Raw genomic sequence first — 15,412 nt, 5'->3', positions numbered from 1 at the left:
CCGGGCTTATGCGGGCAAACTGTAATGGGTATTCCATAATGCCAGATAGGCGGCCAGTTCGGCGTCCCATCGCTGGTCGCTCCAGCCGAGTTCCGGCTGGCATATGGCGCGCACGCGGTCCATGATCTCGATGCCGCCACCGCGCAACTGGATGCCGATGCGGCTGCGGCGCAGCAGCAGGTCTTCCAGCTTCTGCACGGATTCGCAACGCGCCGCCCAGCGCAACTGCGCCCAGATGGTCTCCGTCCCCGCGATCAGTTCCAGCTCCCCCGGCTGCGCCGCATCGAGCAGCTGCCGCGCCAGCGCGCCATAGCGGCCCTGCAGGCGCTGCGCCTGGCCAGCCGGCAGTCCGCGCTGGAAGATAGGCGCCGCTGCCGCCCCGAACACCGGCTGCGGCTCCAGCTTGTCGTGCCAATCCGGCAGCAGCGTCGCCGCCAGCTTGAGCGCATCGAGCGCGATGACACGGAACGTGGTCAGCTTGCCGCCGGTGACCGTCAACAGGCCCTCCTCCAGCCACAAGGCGTGGTCGCGCCCCTCCTTCGACGGATCGGCCTTGCCGCTGTCGATCACCGGCCGCACGCCGGCATAGCTGGCGATGACGTCGCTCTCGCTCAAGTTCAATTGAGGGAACTGGTCGTGCAGCGCGGCCATCAGGTAATCGACTTCGGCACGGGTGATGCACGCTTCGAGCGCCATGTCCTCCCTGTGATCGACATCCGTCGTGCCGACCAGCGTGACGCCTTCCCATGGAAACGCGAACACCGGACGGCCGTCGGCGGGATGCATCAGGCTGATGGCCTGCGCCAGCGGCAGGCGCCAGGCCGGCAGCACGAGGTGGCTGCCGCGCAAAGGCCGCAACCGGGGCTTGGCGCCGTTCGACGTCCCCCGGCTGCCCTGCATGCGCAGGCCGTCGGCCCAGGCGCCGGTGGCGCTGATGACCAGCCGGGCGCGTACCTCGTGCGACTCGCCGGTCAGACCGTCGCGCAAGCGCGCGCCGCGCACGACACCGCCCGCCGCCGGCCCGGCGTCCCCGCGCAGCAGCGACTCCACCGCCATGTAGTTCAGCGCGGCGCCGCCGTGCCGCTGCGCCTCCTGCAGCACGCGCAGCACCAGCCGCGCGTCATCGGTCTTGGCGTCGGTGTAGACCATGCCCCCCTTCAGGCCAGCGGACGACACGTTCGGCGCCAGCGCCACGAACTCCTCGCGGCTGAAGTAATGGCGTGCCTTCTGCCCCGCCATGCGGTCGTATATCGCCAGTCCGAGCAGGAATATGCGCTTGCCCGGCTTGCGGCCTTCGTACTCGCCGAAGGCAAAACTCTGCGGCTCCACCAATCCCGCAGCTTGCTGCAGCAGATGCTCCCGCTCATGCACCGACTCGCGCGTCAGCGCAAACTGCCCTTCCTTCAAATAGCGCAAGCCGCCATGCACCAGCTTTGACGACCGGCTCGACGTGCCCCAGGCAAAGTCGCGCTGCTCCACCAGCAACGCCTTCAGGCCGCGCCGCGACGCCTCCAGCAATATGCCAGCGCCGGTGATGCCGCCGCCGATCACGATCAAATCCCAGTCTCTCGCCAGCAGTTCCGGCAAGCCTGTCCGCCCGCCGCTGCGCCACCAGGCCGTCATGGCAGCAGCTTCCCGGGATTCATGATCTGCTGCGGATCGAAATACGCAAACATCGCGCGCATCGCCGCCAATCCCAGCTCGCCCTTCTCCGCCACCAGGTAAGGCGCATGGTCGCTGCCGACGCCGTGCTGATGGCTGATGGTGCCGCCATTCTCCACAATCGCCATGCTGGCCGCCTGCTTCAGCGATCGCCAGCGCGCCAGGTCGGATTCATAGTCGCCGGCCAGCCGGTACACAAACGTCGTATAAACGCTCGCCCCCTGGGCATACAGGTGCGACAGGTGCGTATAGGTGTGTACCTGCTCGCCGTGTTCGGCCAGCGCCGCCGTCGCCGCGGCCTCCACCGCCCGCATCATGGTCCCCACGCGCGGCCAGTCCACCGCCGTCTCCACCGTGTCGATCGCATAGCCGTGCGCCCACGCCGCATTGCGCAGGTAGACGTTGCGGAAGCGGTTCTGCTTCCACTTGTCGCCCATGGCGCGGCCGATATGCACGCCGCCATGTGGCCGTGTCAATTCCAGCGCATTCTTCAACGCCGCCTTCGCCGCGCCCTGGCGGCCGCTCACGCCTATCATCAGCATGCACTTGCCGTCCTTGCAGCCGCGCCAGCCCAGGTAGCGCTCCAGCGCCGAAATCAGCTTCTTGTGGCCGGCCAGCGCCAGCATGGTGGTGGTCTCCAGCGGATTGGACAAGCGCAGCATCGACAGCGACAGGCCGGCCTGCACGACATGCCGCACCGCCGTCTCCGCCGCCTGCCAGTCCGGGAAGAACACCGCATGAAACGCCTCATACTCGGGCACCGGCGTCACGCGCACCGTGGCTTCGGTCAGGATGCCCATGCGGCCCTCCGATCCCAGCACCATCTCGCGCAGATCCGTGCCCGCGGCGGACGCCGGGAAGGTTGGAATATCCAGCGTGCCGGCCGGCGTCTCCACCTTGCCGCCCTTGAACATCTGCTCGATGCGGCCGTAGCGCAGCGATTGCTGGCCGGACGACCGTGTCACCACCCAGCCGCCCAGCGTCGAATATTCAAACGATTGCGGGAAGTGCCCCAGCGTATAGCCGCGCGCCCGCAGCTGCGCCTCCAGATCCGGACCGAACACGCCGGCGCCGAAGGTCGCCAGCTGCGACTCGGTATCCAGATAGTGCAGCTGCCGCAGGCGGGTCAGGTTCACCGCCAGCACCGGCTGGTCGCCGGCCGGCGCCGTCAAATGGCCGGCCACGCTGGTGCCGCCGCCTTGCGGTATGACGGCCACGCCGTGCTGCCGCGCATACTCCAGCAGCGCCCGCACCTGCTCCGGGCTTTCCGGGTAGGCCACCCCGTCCGGCGCCGTCTCGATCACGCCATGGCGCAGGCGCAGCCAATCCGGCAGGCTCTGGCCCAGCGCGTTGCGCAGCCGGACCTCCGGCGCCGTATCGATCAGGGGATGCGGCGCCAGCCGGGACGGCGCGATCTGCGCGCAAGCCTGCTCGTAAGCCGCATCCGCCACCGGCGAGCCGTGCCCGATGCGCTGCGCCAGAAACGCCAGCGCATCCTCGTTCAGCGCAAACTCTATCGTATCGTCACCCCAACCGTTCCAGCGTCTCATTGTTTTCCTGTCTGCGTAGCGGAGCGCTTGTTATACTGGAGCGCACCGAGTTTCAATGACATCAGAATAAGATAACGCCCGCCAGAGGTATTGCGCTTTCATGACAACCGCCTTGTTCGATTATGCCAAGCCCGCACGCTGACCTGTCGCGCCGCGTCGCCGGGTCGTATCTGCAGCCCCTGCTGGAAGCGGCGGCGGCGCGCGGCGTCACGCCCGCCGCCCTGGAGCGCGCCGCCGGCATGGCCGCCGGTGCGCTGCAGCCGCCGCCCGACTCGCTGCCCGCCGACGACTACGTGCGCCTGCTCGATGCCGGCGCCGCGCTGGCGGCCGACCCGCACTTCGGCCTGCACGTGGGCGAGCGCGTCAAGATGGGAACCTACAGCGTCTACGGCCTGATCCTGCTGAGCTGCCGCGACTTCGGCCAGGCCTTCGAGCAAACCATGCGCTACGAGCAGCTGGCCCACGACCTGGGCCGCTCGGAGCTGACTGTGAAAGACGGCGTGGCCCGCTACGCCTGGCACAGCAACTACAGCCCCGTCCACCGCCACCTCGCCGACAGCGTGTTCGCCGGCATCCGCGTGTTCGGCAACTGGCTGGCCGGCGTGACGCTGCCGGCCGCGCGGCTGGCGCTGACCCACGACGGCGGCGACCCGGCCAACCGCGATGAATATGTCCGCGTGCTGGGAGAGATGCCGGACTTCGGCGCACCGGCCAATGTCGCCACGTTCGACGCTCAGTTGCTGGCGTGGCCCGTGCCCAACGCCGACGTCAGCCTGTATCCGGTGCTGCAGCAGCACGCGGAGCAGCTGCTGCGCCAGCGCGTACAAAGCGACAACTCGATCGCGCAGCAGGTCCACGCGGCCATCGTCCGCAACCTGGCGCACGGGCAGGTGCGGCTGGCGTCCATAGCCGAAGAATTGAAACTGTCGCCGCGCACGCTGCAGCGCAAGCTGAGCGACGCCGGCGCCACCTTCCAGCAGATACTGGACCAGGCGCGCTTTGCCCTGGCCAAGGACTATTTGCGCCAGCCGGAACTGAGCCTGGTCGACATCGCCTTCCTGCTGGGCTACCAGGAGCAGAGCGCCTTCAACCACGCGTTCAAGGAATGGGCAGGCGTCAATCCCGGCGCCTACCGGACTTAGATCTCGTTGCCCTTGACCCGTATGAACGGGCCGATGCACTTGTCCATGCGCCGCTCGACGCACATCAGGAACATGTCGCCGGTGGGATGGAACAGCAGGTAGCTGGTGACCGCGCGCCCCACCTCGGTCACGTCGCCGAGGCAATCGAGCTTGCCGTTGTCCTTGACGATGGTGTCGACTTCCTCATAGAAGCCGTCCTTGTCGGGCTGGTCGCTGATCGAGAAGGTGGACTCGGCCACCTCCTCGTTGCTGAACACCAGCGTGCTGCCGTCGGCGCGGATGCGGTAGGTTTCGCTGCAGGAGCCGTCGGGCAGCGTGACCTGCCAGGTGCCGATGACCGGATGGTCGTGCCTCAGCGGCGCGGCATGAGCCACGGCCGCCATCGCCAACGCCGCTGCGCACAATACTGGACCCATCCTCATCGCCCGCCTCCGCTATTTTTCAGCCACCGCCTTCATGTTGGCCAGGCCGGTCTCGAAGTCCTTGCCTATCATCTTGTCCATGCTGACGGCCAGGCCCATCAGCTTGGTCATGAAATTGCTCGGGCCGGACATGGTCCAGGTCACCGTGGTCAGCTCGCCCTTGGGTTCCAGCGCGAACTCGGTCAGGCAGTGCGATTCGAACGGCTTGAGGAAATCGAGCTTGATGTCGACCTTGGTCGGCTGCGCCAGTCCGGTGATCTCCATGCGGCCGGCGCCGACCTTGTCGTCGCCCTCCCACGCATAGACGGCGCCCTGGTCCTTGGGCGCGCCGCTATAGGTGCGCTTCATGGCCGGGTCCAGCTTCTCCCACGGCGACCACGCGGGCCAGTTGTGGAAATCGCTGATCAGCGGCTGGATTTTCTCCGGCGCCGCCTTGATGGCGATGCTCCGCTGCACGCGGAAGCTGTCCGGCTGCATGGCGGCCAGGCCCAGGACGATCAGGATCAGTACGACAACGCCGATTGCGATTTTCTTCAACATGTTTTATCCCCTGTTTTGTGAAAAGCGCCTCTAGCCTATCATGTTTTTTTGATCAGTCGCACCGGCAAGGAGTCTGGCGTCATCGTGAAGGTGAAGCGCTCCTCGGCCTGCGGCGCGCCCGGTTCGCGCACCAGCGTGAAGTTCTTGACCAGCATCGACATCGCCATCTTGATCTCGGCCATCGCCAGATAACGGCCGGGACAGAAACGGGGCCCGCCGCCAAAGGGAAACTGCTTGCGGCCCGGATCGTCGCCGCCGCCGGCCGCCTCCAGCCAGCGCTCCGGCAGGAAATGCTCCGGCTGCGCCAGCTCGCAACCGCGTTCGGACGCGTGCCGCAGCAACAGGAAAATCACCGTGCCGGCCGGCACCGCGAGATCGCCGACCACCGCATCCTCGTTCGATTCGGCCGCCATGAGGGGCGCGACCGGTTTCAGCCGCATGGCCTCGCGCGTGGCGGCGTCGATGTACTGCAGGCGGTCCAGCAGATGGTAGTCGGACAGCACCGCATCGTCGCCGAGGACCTGGCCGGCCTCCTCCGCCATGCGCGCAGCCGCTTGCGGATGCATGGACAGGAAATCGATCAGCCAGGCGGCCGTGTTCGACGTCGTATCCTCGCCGGCGAACACCATCGTGATCGCGTTGCCGACCACCGCCTCGTCGGTCAGGCCGGAGTCGGGCTCGTCGCGCGCGATGATCAGCGCCTCCAGCATGTTGGACGGCTTCTGCCGCAACGCCGGATTGCGCTCGATGTTCTTGCGCGCCTCGGCGATGAAGCCGAAGATGGCGCGCTGGATGCGCGCCGCGCCGGCGGTGGCCTCGTGGTCGTCGGCGCGCTTGAGCAGCCCCACGCGCCAGTAGGCGAACGGCGACGTCAGGCGCTTGGCCACCAGCTTGAACAGGAATTCGATATCGCGCTGCAGCGGATGCTCCTCCAGCTCCAGCGTGTTGATGTCCTGCCCCATCGCCAGGCCGATGGTCACGTCCAGCGTATAAGCCTTCAGGTCGCGCAGCACGTCGACCGGCTTGCCGGCGGCGATGGCGGCATCCCAGCGCGCGCGCAGGCGCTCGGTCAGCATCGTCAGCGTCGGGAAGAAATTGTGGATCACCTCCGGCGTCAGCGCCCGCATCACCAGCTTGCGCTGGCGGCGCCAGTCCTCGCCCTCGGCCGTGAACAGGCCGCGTGTGCCGACTTCGTTCAGCATCTCGGCGGTGCGGCTGGAACGCCGCATCGCGTCGGGACGGTCGCGCAGCAGGGTGGCGATGACGTCGCGGTCCGCCGTCACGACGAACTCCTTGCGCATGATGCGGAAGCGGTACATCGCCCCGAATTCGCGGCCCCAGCCCTCCAGCACCTGATGCATGGGCCTGACATTGATGTCGCGTACATTGCCCAGCAAAGGGCGCCCCTTCGGTCCGGGCAGATCGGCGATACGGCGCAGCGTGTTTTTTTCCATTTATTTTGGTCTCCGCTTACACTATACCCCGAAATGTTGACTTTATACTCACTTATTGGAGAAGCTGATGCTTTCGCATGTCTACATAGGGATCAACGACTTTGAGCCGGCCTACGCCTTCTACAGCGCGCTGATGGCGGAGCTGGGCACGCGGCCGCGCTTCAAGGACGCCAGCAAGCCCTGGGCGGCGTGGATGCCGGCGGAAACCGCGCGGCCCTTGTTCGTGATCGGGAAACCGTATGACGGCCAGCCGGCGGGATGCGGCAACGGCCAGATGTTCGCCTTCATGGCGCCATCGCGCGCGGCGGTCGACCGTGCCCATGCGGCCGCCTTGGCGCATGGCGGCCAGTGCGAAGGAGCCCCAGGCTTGCGGCCGCATTATCACGCCAACTACTACGGCGCCTACTTCCGCGATCCGGAGGGGAATAAATTATGCGTCGTCTGTCATGACGCCGAACAGGCTTGAGCGTGCTGTTCAATCTTAAGCCAGCGCTTCCTTCGCGGCTTCCTCCGGCGTCAGGCCTTCGTAGAACTGGTCGGTGAACCACTCGACCTGTTCTTCGATATGTTCCTGCGCCTGCTCCTGCGTGGCGCCGCCCTTGACCAGGAAGCCCTCGACTTCGATGCACCAGTTGATCAATTCCAGGGTTTCCGGATCCAGTTCTTCTTTTTTCTTTGCCATGGTTGACCTCTCTTATTTCTCGGGATACAGCACGACCTGTACATAGTTGTTCATGTCGAAGTAGCGCCTGGCCGCCGCTTTCAGGTCGGCCGGTTTGATCTCGTCGACACGCGACTCATAGGTCAGTATATCGTCTGGATTGGAATTATTGAAGAAGGCGCTCTGCAGCACCGCCAGCCAGTAGCCGTTCTCGCGCAGGCCCTTGCGGTAGCTCTTGACCCAGGCCGCCTTCACCTTGTTCAGGTCCGCCTCCTCGGCGCCGTTCTGCTTGATCTTGTCGATCTCGGCGAAGGTGGCGGCGATCACCTTGTCCACGTTCTCCGGCGCGCACGGCAGGTTGGCGTTGATCGTGTAGTTACCGTAGGGGATGCGGTTCATCGTGCCGTTCATGCCGCCGCTGTACATCGCGCCCATTTTCTCGCGCAGCACCTCGATCAATTTGATGTTCAGCACCTCGACCAGCGCCTGCATGCGCAGGCGTTCGGTGCGCGAGTATTCCACGTCGCCGGTGAACGACAGCGAGATCGTGCTCTTGGGCTCAGAACCCGCATGCACTTCCTTCTTGACGACGCCCTTCACCGGGCGTACGCCCTCGTCCTTGAACGCAACCGGAATCTCGCCCGTCGGCAGGCTGGCCAGATAGGTGGCGACCAGCGGCTTGATCTTCTCCACGTCGAAGCTGCCGACGATGAAGAACGTGAAGTCGCGCGCGCTGGACATGCGGCTGCTGTAGATATCCAGCACCCGGTCCAGTCCCAGCTGGTCGAAGTCGGCCGGCTTGGCCGCGCGCAGCACGCGGGGATTGTTGTTGTACAGCGTGGCGGTGACGGTGTCGTAGAACACCGATTCCGGCCGCGCCAGATTGTTCTGCGCCAGTTCGCGCTGGCGGTCGACGTAGGCGCTGTAGATGGCCGCATCCTTGCGCGGCTGCGTCATCTGCAGATAGGCCAGCTGGAACATCGATTCGATGTCCGAACTGCCCGAGCTGCCGCCCACGGATTCATTCAGCGAACTGACGCTGGCGGTGGAGCTGACGCTCTTCCCGGCCAATACCTTGCCCAGGTCGTTGGGCGTGTAATTGAGCACGCCCATCTGGCCGACGATGCTGCTGGCGTAGTGCGCGTTAAAGATATCGCGGTCGCCGAACAGCGACCAGCCGCCGTAACGCACGCCGCCCATCATCACCTGGTCGTTATTGAAGTCGGTAGGCTTGAGCACCACCTTGACGCCGTTGCTGAGCTTCAGCTCCGTCGTTCCCAGCTTGACATTGACGGTCTGGCCGACGATGCTGCCGGCCTTGGGCGGCACCGGCATCAGCTGGCTGGCGTACACCTTCTCTTCCTGCGCCTTGACGCCGATTTTTTCCGCCGCGCTGGCGATGGCCAGCAGCTCGTCGGCTTTCGGCACCGGCGCTCCGGCCTTGTCCGAACCGGTGTAGATCACCAGCTTGTTCTGATCGACCGGAATCGCCACGCGCGCCGCCGCATTCACCTCGCTCAGCGAGATATCGGGAATCAGCTCGGTGGCATAGCGGTACTCCGCCGCGATGCCAGGGATGGTTTCCTGTTCCAGGAAGTTGCGGATGTATTCCGCCGCATAGCCGCTCGAATCGGACTTGTCACGCTCGTTGTACATGCGTTCGTAGTTGCGCAGTATGCCCTTCTTGGCGCGCTCCACTTCGGAAGCGGTAAAGCCGTACTGGCGCGCGCGCTGGTCTTCCTGCACCAGCGCGTTGATGGCCGGCGTGGCGCCGCCCTTGCCCAGCACCGCGCCGGCGCCGAACGAACGATAGCCGCGCACCACGCCGCTCATGCCGCTGCCGCCTTGCAGGAACGGCGGATTGGCCTGCTGCGTCAGCTCATACATGCGCTGGCTGAGGATGAAGCTGTACATGTTCTCGATCAGCTTCTGGCGATAGTCGGCGACGGTGGTGCCGGCCGGCCATGGATGGATCGGGTAGCGGATATAGATGGAGTTGGCGCCGATTTCCTTATCGGTGAACACCACGCCTTCCGACGCGGCGCGTTCCGGTATCGTCGCGTACTCGCGCGGACGCGGGTTCTGCGGATTTTTCAGCATGCCGAAATGCTGCTCGATCAGCGCCTGCGCCTTGGCCGGTTCGATGTCGCCGACCACCACCACCGCCATCAGGTCCGGGCGGTACCAGTCGCGGTAGAAGCGTTTGATCGCGTCGTACTTGAAGCTCTTGAGAATATCCTCTTTACCGATCGGCAGCCGCTGCGCGTAGTGCGAGCCGTTCAGCACCTTGGGCAACAGCACCTTGTTCATGCGGTCGTCCACGCCTTTGCCCATGCGCAGTTCCTCCAGCACGATACCGCGTTCGCTGTCGATGTCGGCATCGTTGAAAGACAATCCGTGGGCCCAGTCCTCAAGCACCTGGAAGCCCTGCTCCACGATCTCCGGCTTTTCGGTCGGTATCGGCAGGATGTAGACGGTTTCGTTGAAGCTGGTGTAGGCATTCAGGTCGGCGCCGAACTTCACGCCTATCGACTGCAGGTAGGACACCAGTTCGTTGCGTTTGAAATGGGTCGAGCCGTTGAACGCCATATGCTCGGTGAAGTGGGCCAGGCCCAGTTGGTCCTCGTCTTCGAGGATCGAGCCGGCCTTGACCACCAGCCGCAGTTCCAGCTTGTTCTCGGGGCGGCCGTTCTTCTGCACGTAGTAGGTCAGGCCGTTGGCCAATTTGCCAACCTTGACCTGCGGACCTACCGGAATCGGATCGCTCAGTTTCAGCGGCGGCGGATTATCGGCTTGCGCCATGAGGGAACACGCCAGCAGGATGGCGGCGGAGGCGCTACGCGAAATCATCAGCTTCATACAAGTTGCGTAAAAATGAACGAGGGAGCTACCTTACACCGAAATTCTTAATTTGGGCTAGATTCCTTCCTCGCCTGCCAGCCGGCAGGCCACAACTCCTAAACCGGCTTGCCCAGCTTGACGTATCGGTACACCAGGCACAAGGCGCCGGCATAGGCCGACGTAATCAGGCCGAAGGCCAGCGGCAAGCGCCAGGCCCAGTCGGGCACCATGTGCAGCACGGTGCCCATCATCGCCACGCCGACCAGCGCGCCGATCTGGCGATTGGCGTTCAGCCCGGCGGCGGCGCTGTTGGCGTGGGCCTTGCCGGCGACCAGCATCACCGTCGCCGTCATGCCAGGAATCGCTATGCCGATGGCGACGTTCATCACCACGGTGCCCAGCACCAGCAGCCAGTATGGCGTCTGCGGCGACAGGCCGGCCAGCATCAGCACCGCCATGCTCAACCCCACCAGCAAACCATACATCATCGGCGGCCGCGTGCCGACGCGCGCCGTGATGCGGCCCGACGTCAGGTTGCCGACGGCGAAAGCGGCCATCATCGGTATCAGCTTCAAGCCCGTATGCAGCGCGTCGGCGCCGGACTGCTGGATGTACAGGCTAAGCAGGAACAACTGGCCGAACACCGCGAAGTTAATCAGGAAGCCGACGCCGTTGGCCGCGGCGAAAGCCGGCGTATCGAACAAGGCGCGCGGCAGCAAGGGATGCGCGCCGGTGCGTTCGCGCCGCACCAGCAGGAATGCGGCACCGATGGCTGCGGCGGCGGCGCCCAGCACCGGCACCGAACCCCAGCCCAGCACCGGGCCTTCGATCAGCACGAAACTCAGCGCGGCCAGCGCGGCCACACCCAGCAGATGGCTGAACATCGACAGCGCGCGTTCATGGCGCGGCGTGGCCGGCGCCAGCACTTGCGTCAGCACGATGCCGGCCAGGCCGATCGGCACGTTCACCCAGAACACGCTGCGCCAGCCAAATTCATGCACCAGCAGGCCGCCCACCAGCGGACCGGCCGCCGACGAACAGCCGACGATGGCCGACCAGGTGCCCAGCATGCGCGCGCGGGTGGCCTGGTTCTCGTAGGCGTGGGTCATCAGGCTCAGTGAGCTGGGCATGAACAGCGCGGCGCCGGCGCCTTGCAGCAGGCGGGCCGCGATCAGCGCGTTCCCGCTGGGCGCCACCGCGCACAGTATCGAACCCAGTATGAAGACGCTCAAGCCGCCCTGGTAGACGTTCTTGGGGCCGTAGCGGTCGGCCAGCGCGCCGCCCGCCATCAGCAGCGCGGCGAAGGTCAGCGTGTAGCCGTCCACCACCCACACCAGGCCGGCAAGCGGCACGGCGAGGCTGACGGAGATGTCGGACAAGGCGGTATTGACGGCGGTGACATCGATCATCGCCATCACGAAGCCGATGGCCAGCGTCATCAGCATCAGCAGGGGCGGCACCTGGCGGGCAGGCACGGCGGCGGTAGTGGCTTGAGTATTCATGACGCGATGTTAGGCCGCTTGCGCGATGCAGTAAATACGCATAACATCGGCACTCTGATGCAAAAATGCATTTCACCGGAAAACCGCATGGATTGGGACAACGCCAGGATCTTCCTCGCCATCTACCGCAAGGGCACGCTGCGCGCGGCCGCCGGGCTGCTCGATATCGACCAGGCCACCGTCGGACGCCGTCTCAACGCGCTGGAAAAATCGCTGGGGGCGCGCTTGTTCCTGCGCACGCCGTCCGGCTACCTGGCCACGCCGGCCGGCGAACTGGCCGTCACCGCCGCCGAGCTGATGGAACAGGCGGCGCTGCAGTTCCAGCGCGAGATGCAGGGCATCGACAATCGCCTGTCCGGCATCGTGCGCGTGACCACCTCGGACACCATGGCGGCCGCTTTCGTGCTGGACGCCATGCAGCGGCTGCACGTGCAGCACCCCGAAATCCGCATCGTCCTCAGCGCCAGCACCGAAATCACCAGCCTGACGCGGCGCGAGGCCGACCTCGCCGTACGCACGCTCAAGCCGACCAGTCCCGACCTGATCTCGCGCCACCTGATCCGCCGCAGCATGGGGCTGTACGCCACGCCAGCCTACCTGGCCGAACGCGGCATGCCGGTGGCGGGCAACGGCCTGTCCGGCCATGACATCGTCCGCTACCAGGCCAGCGTCGCGCCGCGGCACCAGGAGAAGCTGTGCCTGGAACCGATCCACAACGCGCGCGCGGCGATCGAGGTCAACAGCGGCCTGCTGCTGATCGACGCCGCCCGCAAAGGCATGGGCGTGGCCGAGCTGCCCTGCCACATGGCCGACGGCGATCCGGCGCTGACGCGCATCTGGCCCGAGCGGGCCGACCACTACGACGTCTGGCTGGTGATGCACAGCGACCTCAGTCGCAGCGCCCGCGTGCGCGCGGCGGCGGACGCCATCATCGCCGGCTTCCCCGACAAGTAGGACCGCGGCTGGCGAGCCGGACGCCTGCCCGCGCGGTCGCGGTGCTAATATGGCAATATGAACCTCGAAGCATCCGTACCCGCCGCGCTGCGGCGCCTGAACCAAGCCACCCTCGCCTGGCTGCATAGCTGGTGGAGGCTGCTGCTGTTCGCGGTGCTGATGCTGTCGCTCGCCGTCACGCCCGCCAGCTACGGCCGCGTCAACCGCAACAAGCTGGCGCGCCACATCGTGCGCGACACCGCGCCCAACCTCGCATGGTTCGCCGTGCTGTCGGCGCTGGTGAGCGTGGTCCTGATCCGCATCGTTTTCGTCACTTCGCAAAGCTACGGCCTGTCGCGCTTCGCGCTGGAGATGGTGGTGCGCGTGCTGGTGCTGGAACTGGTCCCGCTGTGCGCGGCCGCCTTCGTGGCGCTGCGCACCACGCTGCCGGCCGGCCTCGAGTTCGCGCAGGGCCGCGGCACCGGCAACACGATCACCGAGGCCGAACTGCACCAGGAATTTTTCCCGCGCGTGGTGGCCGGCGTGTTCGCGGTCTGGATGCTGGCCGCCGTCAGCTGCGTGCTGACGCTGATCCTCGCCTACCTGTCGCTGTACGGCTTCACGCCGTGGGCGTTGCAGGGCTACACGCGGGTGGTCGGCCAGGTCTTCAACCCGGCGGTCGCGATGATACTGGTGTTGAAAATCGTCTTCTTCAGTTTTGCGGTCGGGCTGATCCCGATGGCGTCCTCGTTTTACTTCGGCGCCAGCTACCGCAACAAGGTCACGCACGGCCTGCACGACATGGTACGGCTGTTTGCCGTGATACTCCTCATCGAAGTCGCATCACTCATGGGTAACTACTACTGACATGGCAGACCAAACAACCGAAGCGGCGCCGGTGCGCAATGCGGAACTCAAGGCGGCACTGCTGCTGATACTGATGGTGGTGCTGGTCGCCGGAGCGGCGTTGTACCTGATGTACGCGCGCGGCGCTTTCGAGGCGACGCAGACGCTGGTGCTGCAGGCCGACGATTCGGAAGGCGTGGTGGTCGGCATGGACGTCACCTTCGCCGGCTTCCCGATCGGGCGCGTGCGCCTCATCGAACTTGGCAAGGACGGCAAGGCCCGCGTCATCGTCGACGTACCGCGCAAGGACGCGCACTGGCTGCGCAGCTCCAGCATCTTCACGCTGGAACGGGGGTTGGTGGGCGGCGCCAGGCTGCGCGCCTTCAGCGGCATTCCCACCGATCCTGCACTGGAGGACGGGGCGCTACGTCCGATACTGGTCGGCGATCCGGCGGCGGAGATACCGCGCCTGCTGGCCTCGGCCAAGGAGCTGCTGGACAACCTGAGCACGCTGACGGCGGAAAACTCCGCGCTGGCGGCCAGCCTGGCCAACGTGCAGGGCGTGACCGGCAAGCTGAATGGCCCCGGCGGCGCCATGGGCCTGATCGCCGGCGACGACAAGAACGCGAAGGAACTGACCGAGCGCGCCAACAAGCTGCTGATCACCGTGAACGCGCTGGCCACCAAGGCCGACAGCCTGATCGGCCACGCCGACACGCAAGTCTTCGGCAAGCAAGGGGTGATGACGGACGCGCAGGCGACCATCGTGCAGCTCAACGGCCTGCTGGCCGATGCCCGCAACAGCCTGAAGAAAATGGACGCGGTGCTGGTCGAGGCGCAGGCCGTCGGCGCCAACGCCAAGGAAGCCACGGCCGACCTGGGCACCTTGCGCGGCGAAGTGGAAAGCAGCTTGCGCCGGGTCGAACAGCTGGTCAACGAAATCAACCGAAAATGGCCGTTCAAGCGCGACACGGAGATCAAGCTGCCATGAAGACTATCGCCCCGCTGTTCGCGCTGTCCGTTACGCTGCTGCTCGCAGCCTGCGGCAACAACCCGCCGGTGCCGGACTGGCAGATGAACGCGCAAAGCTCCATCGAACGCTCGACCGCCGCCTACATGTCCGGCAATGCCCGGGTTGAGGCGGCCGAATACCAGCGCGCCCGCGAGGCGTTGGCCAGCACCGGAAAAGTCGATCTGATGATACGCGCCGAACTGATACGCTGCGCCGCGCGCGTCGCCTCGCTGGTGTTTGAAGACTGCGCCGGCTACGACAAGCTGTCGCAGGACGCAGGCCCGGCCGATCGCGCCTACGCCGCCTACCTGTCCGGCCGTGCCACCTCGGCCGACGCCGCGCTGCTGCCGGCGCAGCACCGGCCGGTCGCCACAGCGTCCGGCGACGCGGCCGCAACCGGCGCCGTGCAGGCGATCGCCGATCCCATGTCCAAGCTGGTGGCCAGCGGCGTCCTGCTGCGCGCGGGCACAGCCACGCCGGAAGTCCTACGCGACGCCGTGGACGCCGCCTCCGCCCAAGGCTGGCGCCGCCCGCTGCTGGCCTGGCTGGGCGTCCAGGCGATGCGCGCCGAAAAATCCGGCGACACCGCCGAAGCCCAGCGCCTCAAGCGCCGCATTGACCTCGTCAGCGAGAAACCATAATCCGGTAATCCGGGGTCAGATCTGACATTTGGACACGACCTCAGCCACGCAACGACATCCACGGTAGAGGCCGTGTCCGAATGTCAGATCTGACCCTAATGCCGTTAAGTTAAGGAACTAGGCCGGCCCCAGTTAGTTGTTGTAAACATGCGCGAAGGCTGTTAACCTTCGCGCCATGCTTTCCGACGTTCTCCCTTTGACCACGT

Annotated in this window: 14 protein-coding genes; 6 read left to right on the top strand and 8 right to left on the bottom strand. The window is 65.7% G+C overall.

What is annotated here, in order from left to right; all coding sequences use genetic code 11:
- Positions 1–6 precede the first annotated feature (6 nt).
- Positions 7–1,623, bottom strand: a complete 1,617-nt coding sequence (locus tag ABWW33_RS17250; RefSeq protein WP_353402990.1) for a glycerol-3-phosphate dehydrogenase/oxidase — start codon at positions 1,621–1,623, stop codon at positions 7–9.
- Entirely contained in the window at positions 1,620–3,212 is a 1,593-nt protein-coding gene (locus ABWW33_RS17245) for an FAD-binding oxidoreductase (protein WP_353402989.1), read from the bottom strand. Before ABWW33_RS17245 ends, ABWW33_RS17250 begins: the two co-directional genes overlap by 4 nt.
- Before the next feature lie 122 nt (positions 3,213–3,334).
- Here ABWW33_RS17245 and ABWW33_RS17240 point away from each other — a divergent pair, with 122 nt between their 5' ends.
- Positions 3,335–4,354 (top strand): AraC family transcriptional regulator, encoded by a 1,020-nt coding sequence (locus ABWW33_RS17240; RefSeq protein ID WP_353402988.1) that lies wholly within the window; start codon positions 3,335–3,337, stop codon positions 4,352–4,354.
- Here the strand turns inward: ABWW33_RS17240 and ABWW33_RS17235 are convergent.
- The 3 genes from ABWW33_RS17235 to ABWW33_RS17225 are packed head-to-tail and all read right to left on the bottom strand — an operon-like array spanning position 4,351 to position 6,770.
- The gene (locus ABWW33_RS17235) at positions 4,351–4,770 is read right to left on the bottom strand and encodes a hypothetical protein (RefSeq protein WP_353402987.1); all 420 of its coding nucleotides are present in this window, start codon (positions 4,768–4,770) and stop codon (positions 4,351–4,353) included. The genes ABWW33_RS17240 and ABWW33_RS17235 overlap by 4 nt on opposite strands.
- Before the next feature lie 18 nt (positions 4,771–4,788).
- Positions 4,789–5,316, bottom strand: a complete 528-nt coding sequence (locus ABWW33_RS17230; protein WP_176651712.1) for an SRPBCC family protein — start codon at positions 5,314–5,316, stop codon at positions 4,789–4,791.
- Positions 5,317–5,354: 38 nt separating this feature from the next.
- The gene (locus tag ABWW33_RS17225) at positions 5,355–6,770 is read right to left on the bottom strand and encodes a cytochrome P450 (protein ID WP_353402986.1); all 1,416 of its coding nucleotides are present in this window, start codon (positions 6,768–6,770) and stop codon (positions 5,355–5,357) included.
- A gap of 67 nt (positions 6,771–6,837) precedes the next feature.
- On the opposite strand from ABWW33_RS17225, the gene ABWW33_RS17220 reads away from it, so the two are divergent.
- Positions 6,838–7,236 (top strand): VOC family protein, encoded by a 399-nt coding sequence (locus ABWW33_RS17220; RefSeq protein WP_176651714.1) that lies wholly within the window; start codon positions 6,838–6,840, stop codon positions 7,234–7,236.
- 15 nt (positions 7,237–7,251) lie between these two features.
- Here the strand turns inward: ABWW33_RS17220 and ABWW33_RS17215 are convergent, their stop codons facing one another.
- From ABWW33_RS17215 to ABWW33_RS17205, 3 genes are all read right to left on the bottom strand, one after another.
- Positions 7,252–7,452 carry a hypothetical protein gene (locus ABWW33_RS17215; protein ID WP_072780462.1) on the bottom strand — a complete coding sequence of 67 codons (201 nt, stop codon included), beginning with the start codon at positions 7,450–7,452 and terminating at the stop codon, positions 7,252–7,254.
- A gap of 12 nt (positions 7,453–7,464) precedes the next feature.
- A complete protein-coding gene (locus tag ABWW33_RS17210) occupies positions 7,465–10,290 on the bottom strand; it encodes a M16 family metallopeptidase (protein ID WP_353402985.1) in 2,826 nt (941 codons plus the stop codon).
- 98 nt (positions 10,291–10,388) lie between these two features.
- Entirely contained in the window at positions 10,389–11,774 is a 1,386-nt protein-coding gene (locus tag ABWW33_RS17205; RefSeq protein ID WP_353402984.1) for an MFS transporter, read from the bottom strand.
- 87 nt (positions 11,775–11,861) lie between these two features.
- On the opposite strand from ABWW33_RS17205, the gene ABWW33_RS17200 reads away from it, so the two are divergent.
- Genes ABWW33_RS17200 through ABWW33_RS17185 form a run of 4 tightly spaced genes read left to right on the top strand, consistent with a single transcriptional unit; the run spans position 11,862 to position 15,206 of the window.
- Positions 11,862–12,728 (top strand): LysR family transcriptional regulator, encoded by an 867-nt coding sequence (locus ABWW33_RS17200; RefSeq protein WP_353402983.1) that lies wholly within the window; start codon positions 11,862–11,864, stop codon positions 12,726–12,728.
- Between the two features lie 57 nt (positions 12,729–12,785).
- Positions 12,786–13,574, top strand: a complete 789-nt coding sequence (locus ABWW33_RS17195) for an ABC transporter permease (RefSeq protein WP_353402982.1) — start codon at positions 12,786–12,788, stop codon at positions 13,572–13,574.
- A 1-nt stretch (position 13,575) separates the two neighbouring features.
- Positions 13,576–14,544 (top strand): MlaD family protein, encoded by a 969-nt coding sequence (locus ABWW33_RS17190; protein ID WP_353402981.1) that lies wholly within the window; start codon positions 13,576–13,578, stop codon positions 14,542–14,544.
- Entirely contained in the window at positions 14,541–15,206 is a 666-nt protein-coding gene (locus ABWW33_RS17185; protein WP_353402980.1) for a hypothetical protein, read from the top strand. The genes ABWW33_RS17190 and ABWW33_RS17185 overlap by 4 nt, the downstream gene beginning before the upstream one ends.
- Positions 15,207–15,412: the final 206 nt, after the last annotated feature.

It is taken from the genome of Duganella hordei (assembly GCF_040369125.1).
Classification (GTDB): domain Bacteria; phylum Pseudomonadota; class Gammaproteobacteria; order Burkholderiales; family Burkholderiaceae_D; genus Rugamonas; species Rugamonas hordei.
This window is presented reverse-complemented; position numbering and strand designations above follow the sequence as displayed.

Coding starts and splice junctions, on each gene's coding strand:
- ABWW33_RS17235 (WP_353402987.1), bottom strand. CDS start 4,770: ATGGGTCCAGTATTGTGCGCAGCGGCGTTGGCGATGGCGGCCGTGGCT.
- ABWW33_RS17220 (WP_176651714.1), top strand. CDS start 6,838: ATGCTTTCGCATGTCTACATAGGGATCAACGACTTTGAGCCGGCCTAC.
- ABWW33_RS17215 (WP_072780462.1), bottom strand. CDS start 7,452: ATGGCAAAGAAAAAAGAAGAACTGGATCCGGAAACCCTGGAATTGATC.
- ABWW33_RS17250 (WP_353402990.1), bottom strand. CDS start 1,623: ATGACGGCCTGGTGGCGCAGCGGCGGGCGGACAGGCTTGCCGGAACTG.
- ABWW33_RS17210 (WP_353402985.1), bottom strand. CDS start 10,290: ATGAAGCTGATGATTTCGCGTAGCGCCTCCGCCGCCATCCTGCTGGCG.
- ABWW33_RS17245 (WP_353402989.1), bottom strand. CDS start 3,212: ATGAGACGCTGGAACGGTTGGGGTGACGATACGATAGAGTTTGCGCTG.
- ABWW33_RS17225 (WP_353402986.1), bottom strand. CDS start 6,770: ATGGAAAAAAACACGCTGCGCCGTATCGCCGATCTGCCCGGACCGAAG.
- ABWW33_RS17230 (WP_176651712.1), bottom strand. CDS start 5,316: ATGTTGAAGAAAATCGCAATCGGCGTTGTCGTACTGATCCTGATCGTC.
- ABWW33_RS17240 (WP_353402988.1), top strand. CDS start 3,335: ATGCCAAGCCCGCACGCTGACCTGTCGCGCCGCGTCGCCGGGTCGTAT.
- ABWW33_RS17185 (WP_353402980.1), top strand. CDS start 14,541: ATGAAGACTATCGCCCCGCTGTTCGCGCTGTCCGTTACGCTGCTGCTC.
- ABWW33_RS17195 (WP_353402982.1), top strand. CDS start 12,786: ATGAACCTCGAAGCATCCGTACCCGCCGCGCTGCGGCGCCTGAACCAA.
- ABWW33_RS17200 (WP_353402983.1), top strand. CDS start 11,862: ATGGATTGGGACAACGCCAGGATCTTCCTCGCCATCTACCGCAAGGGC.
- ABWW33_RS17190 (WP_353402981.1), top strand. CDS start 13,576: ATGGCAGACCAAACAACCGAAGCGGCGCCGGTGCGCAATGCGGAACTC.
- ABWW33_RS17205 (WP_353402984.1), bottom strand. CDS start 11,774: ATGAATACTCAAGCCACTACCGCCGCCGTGCCTGCCCGCCAGGTGCCG.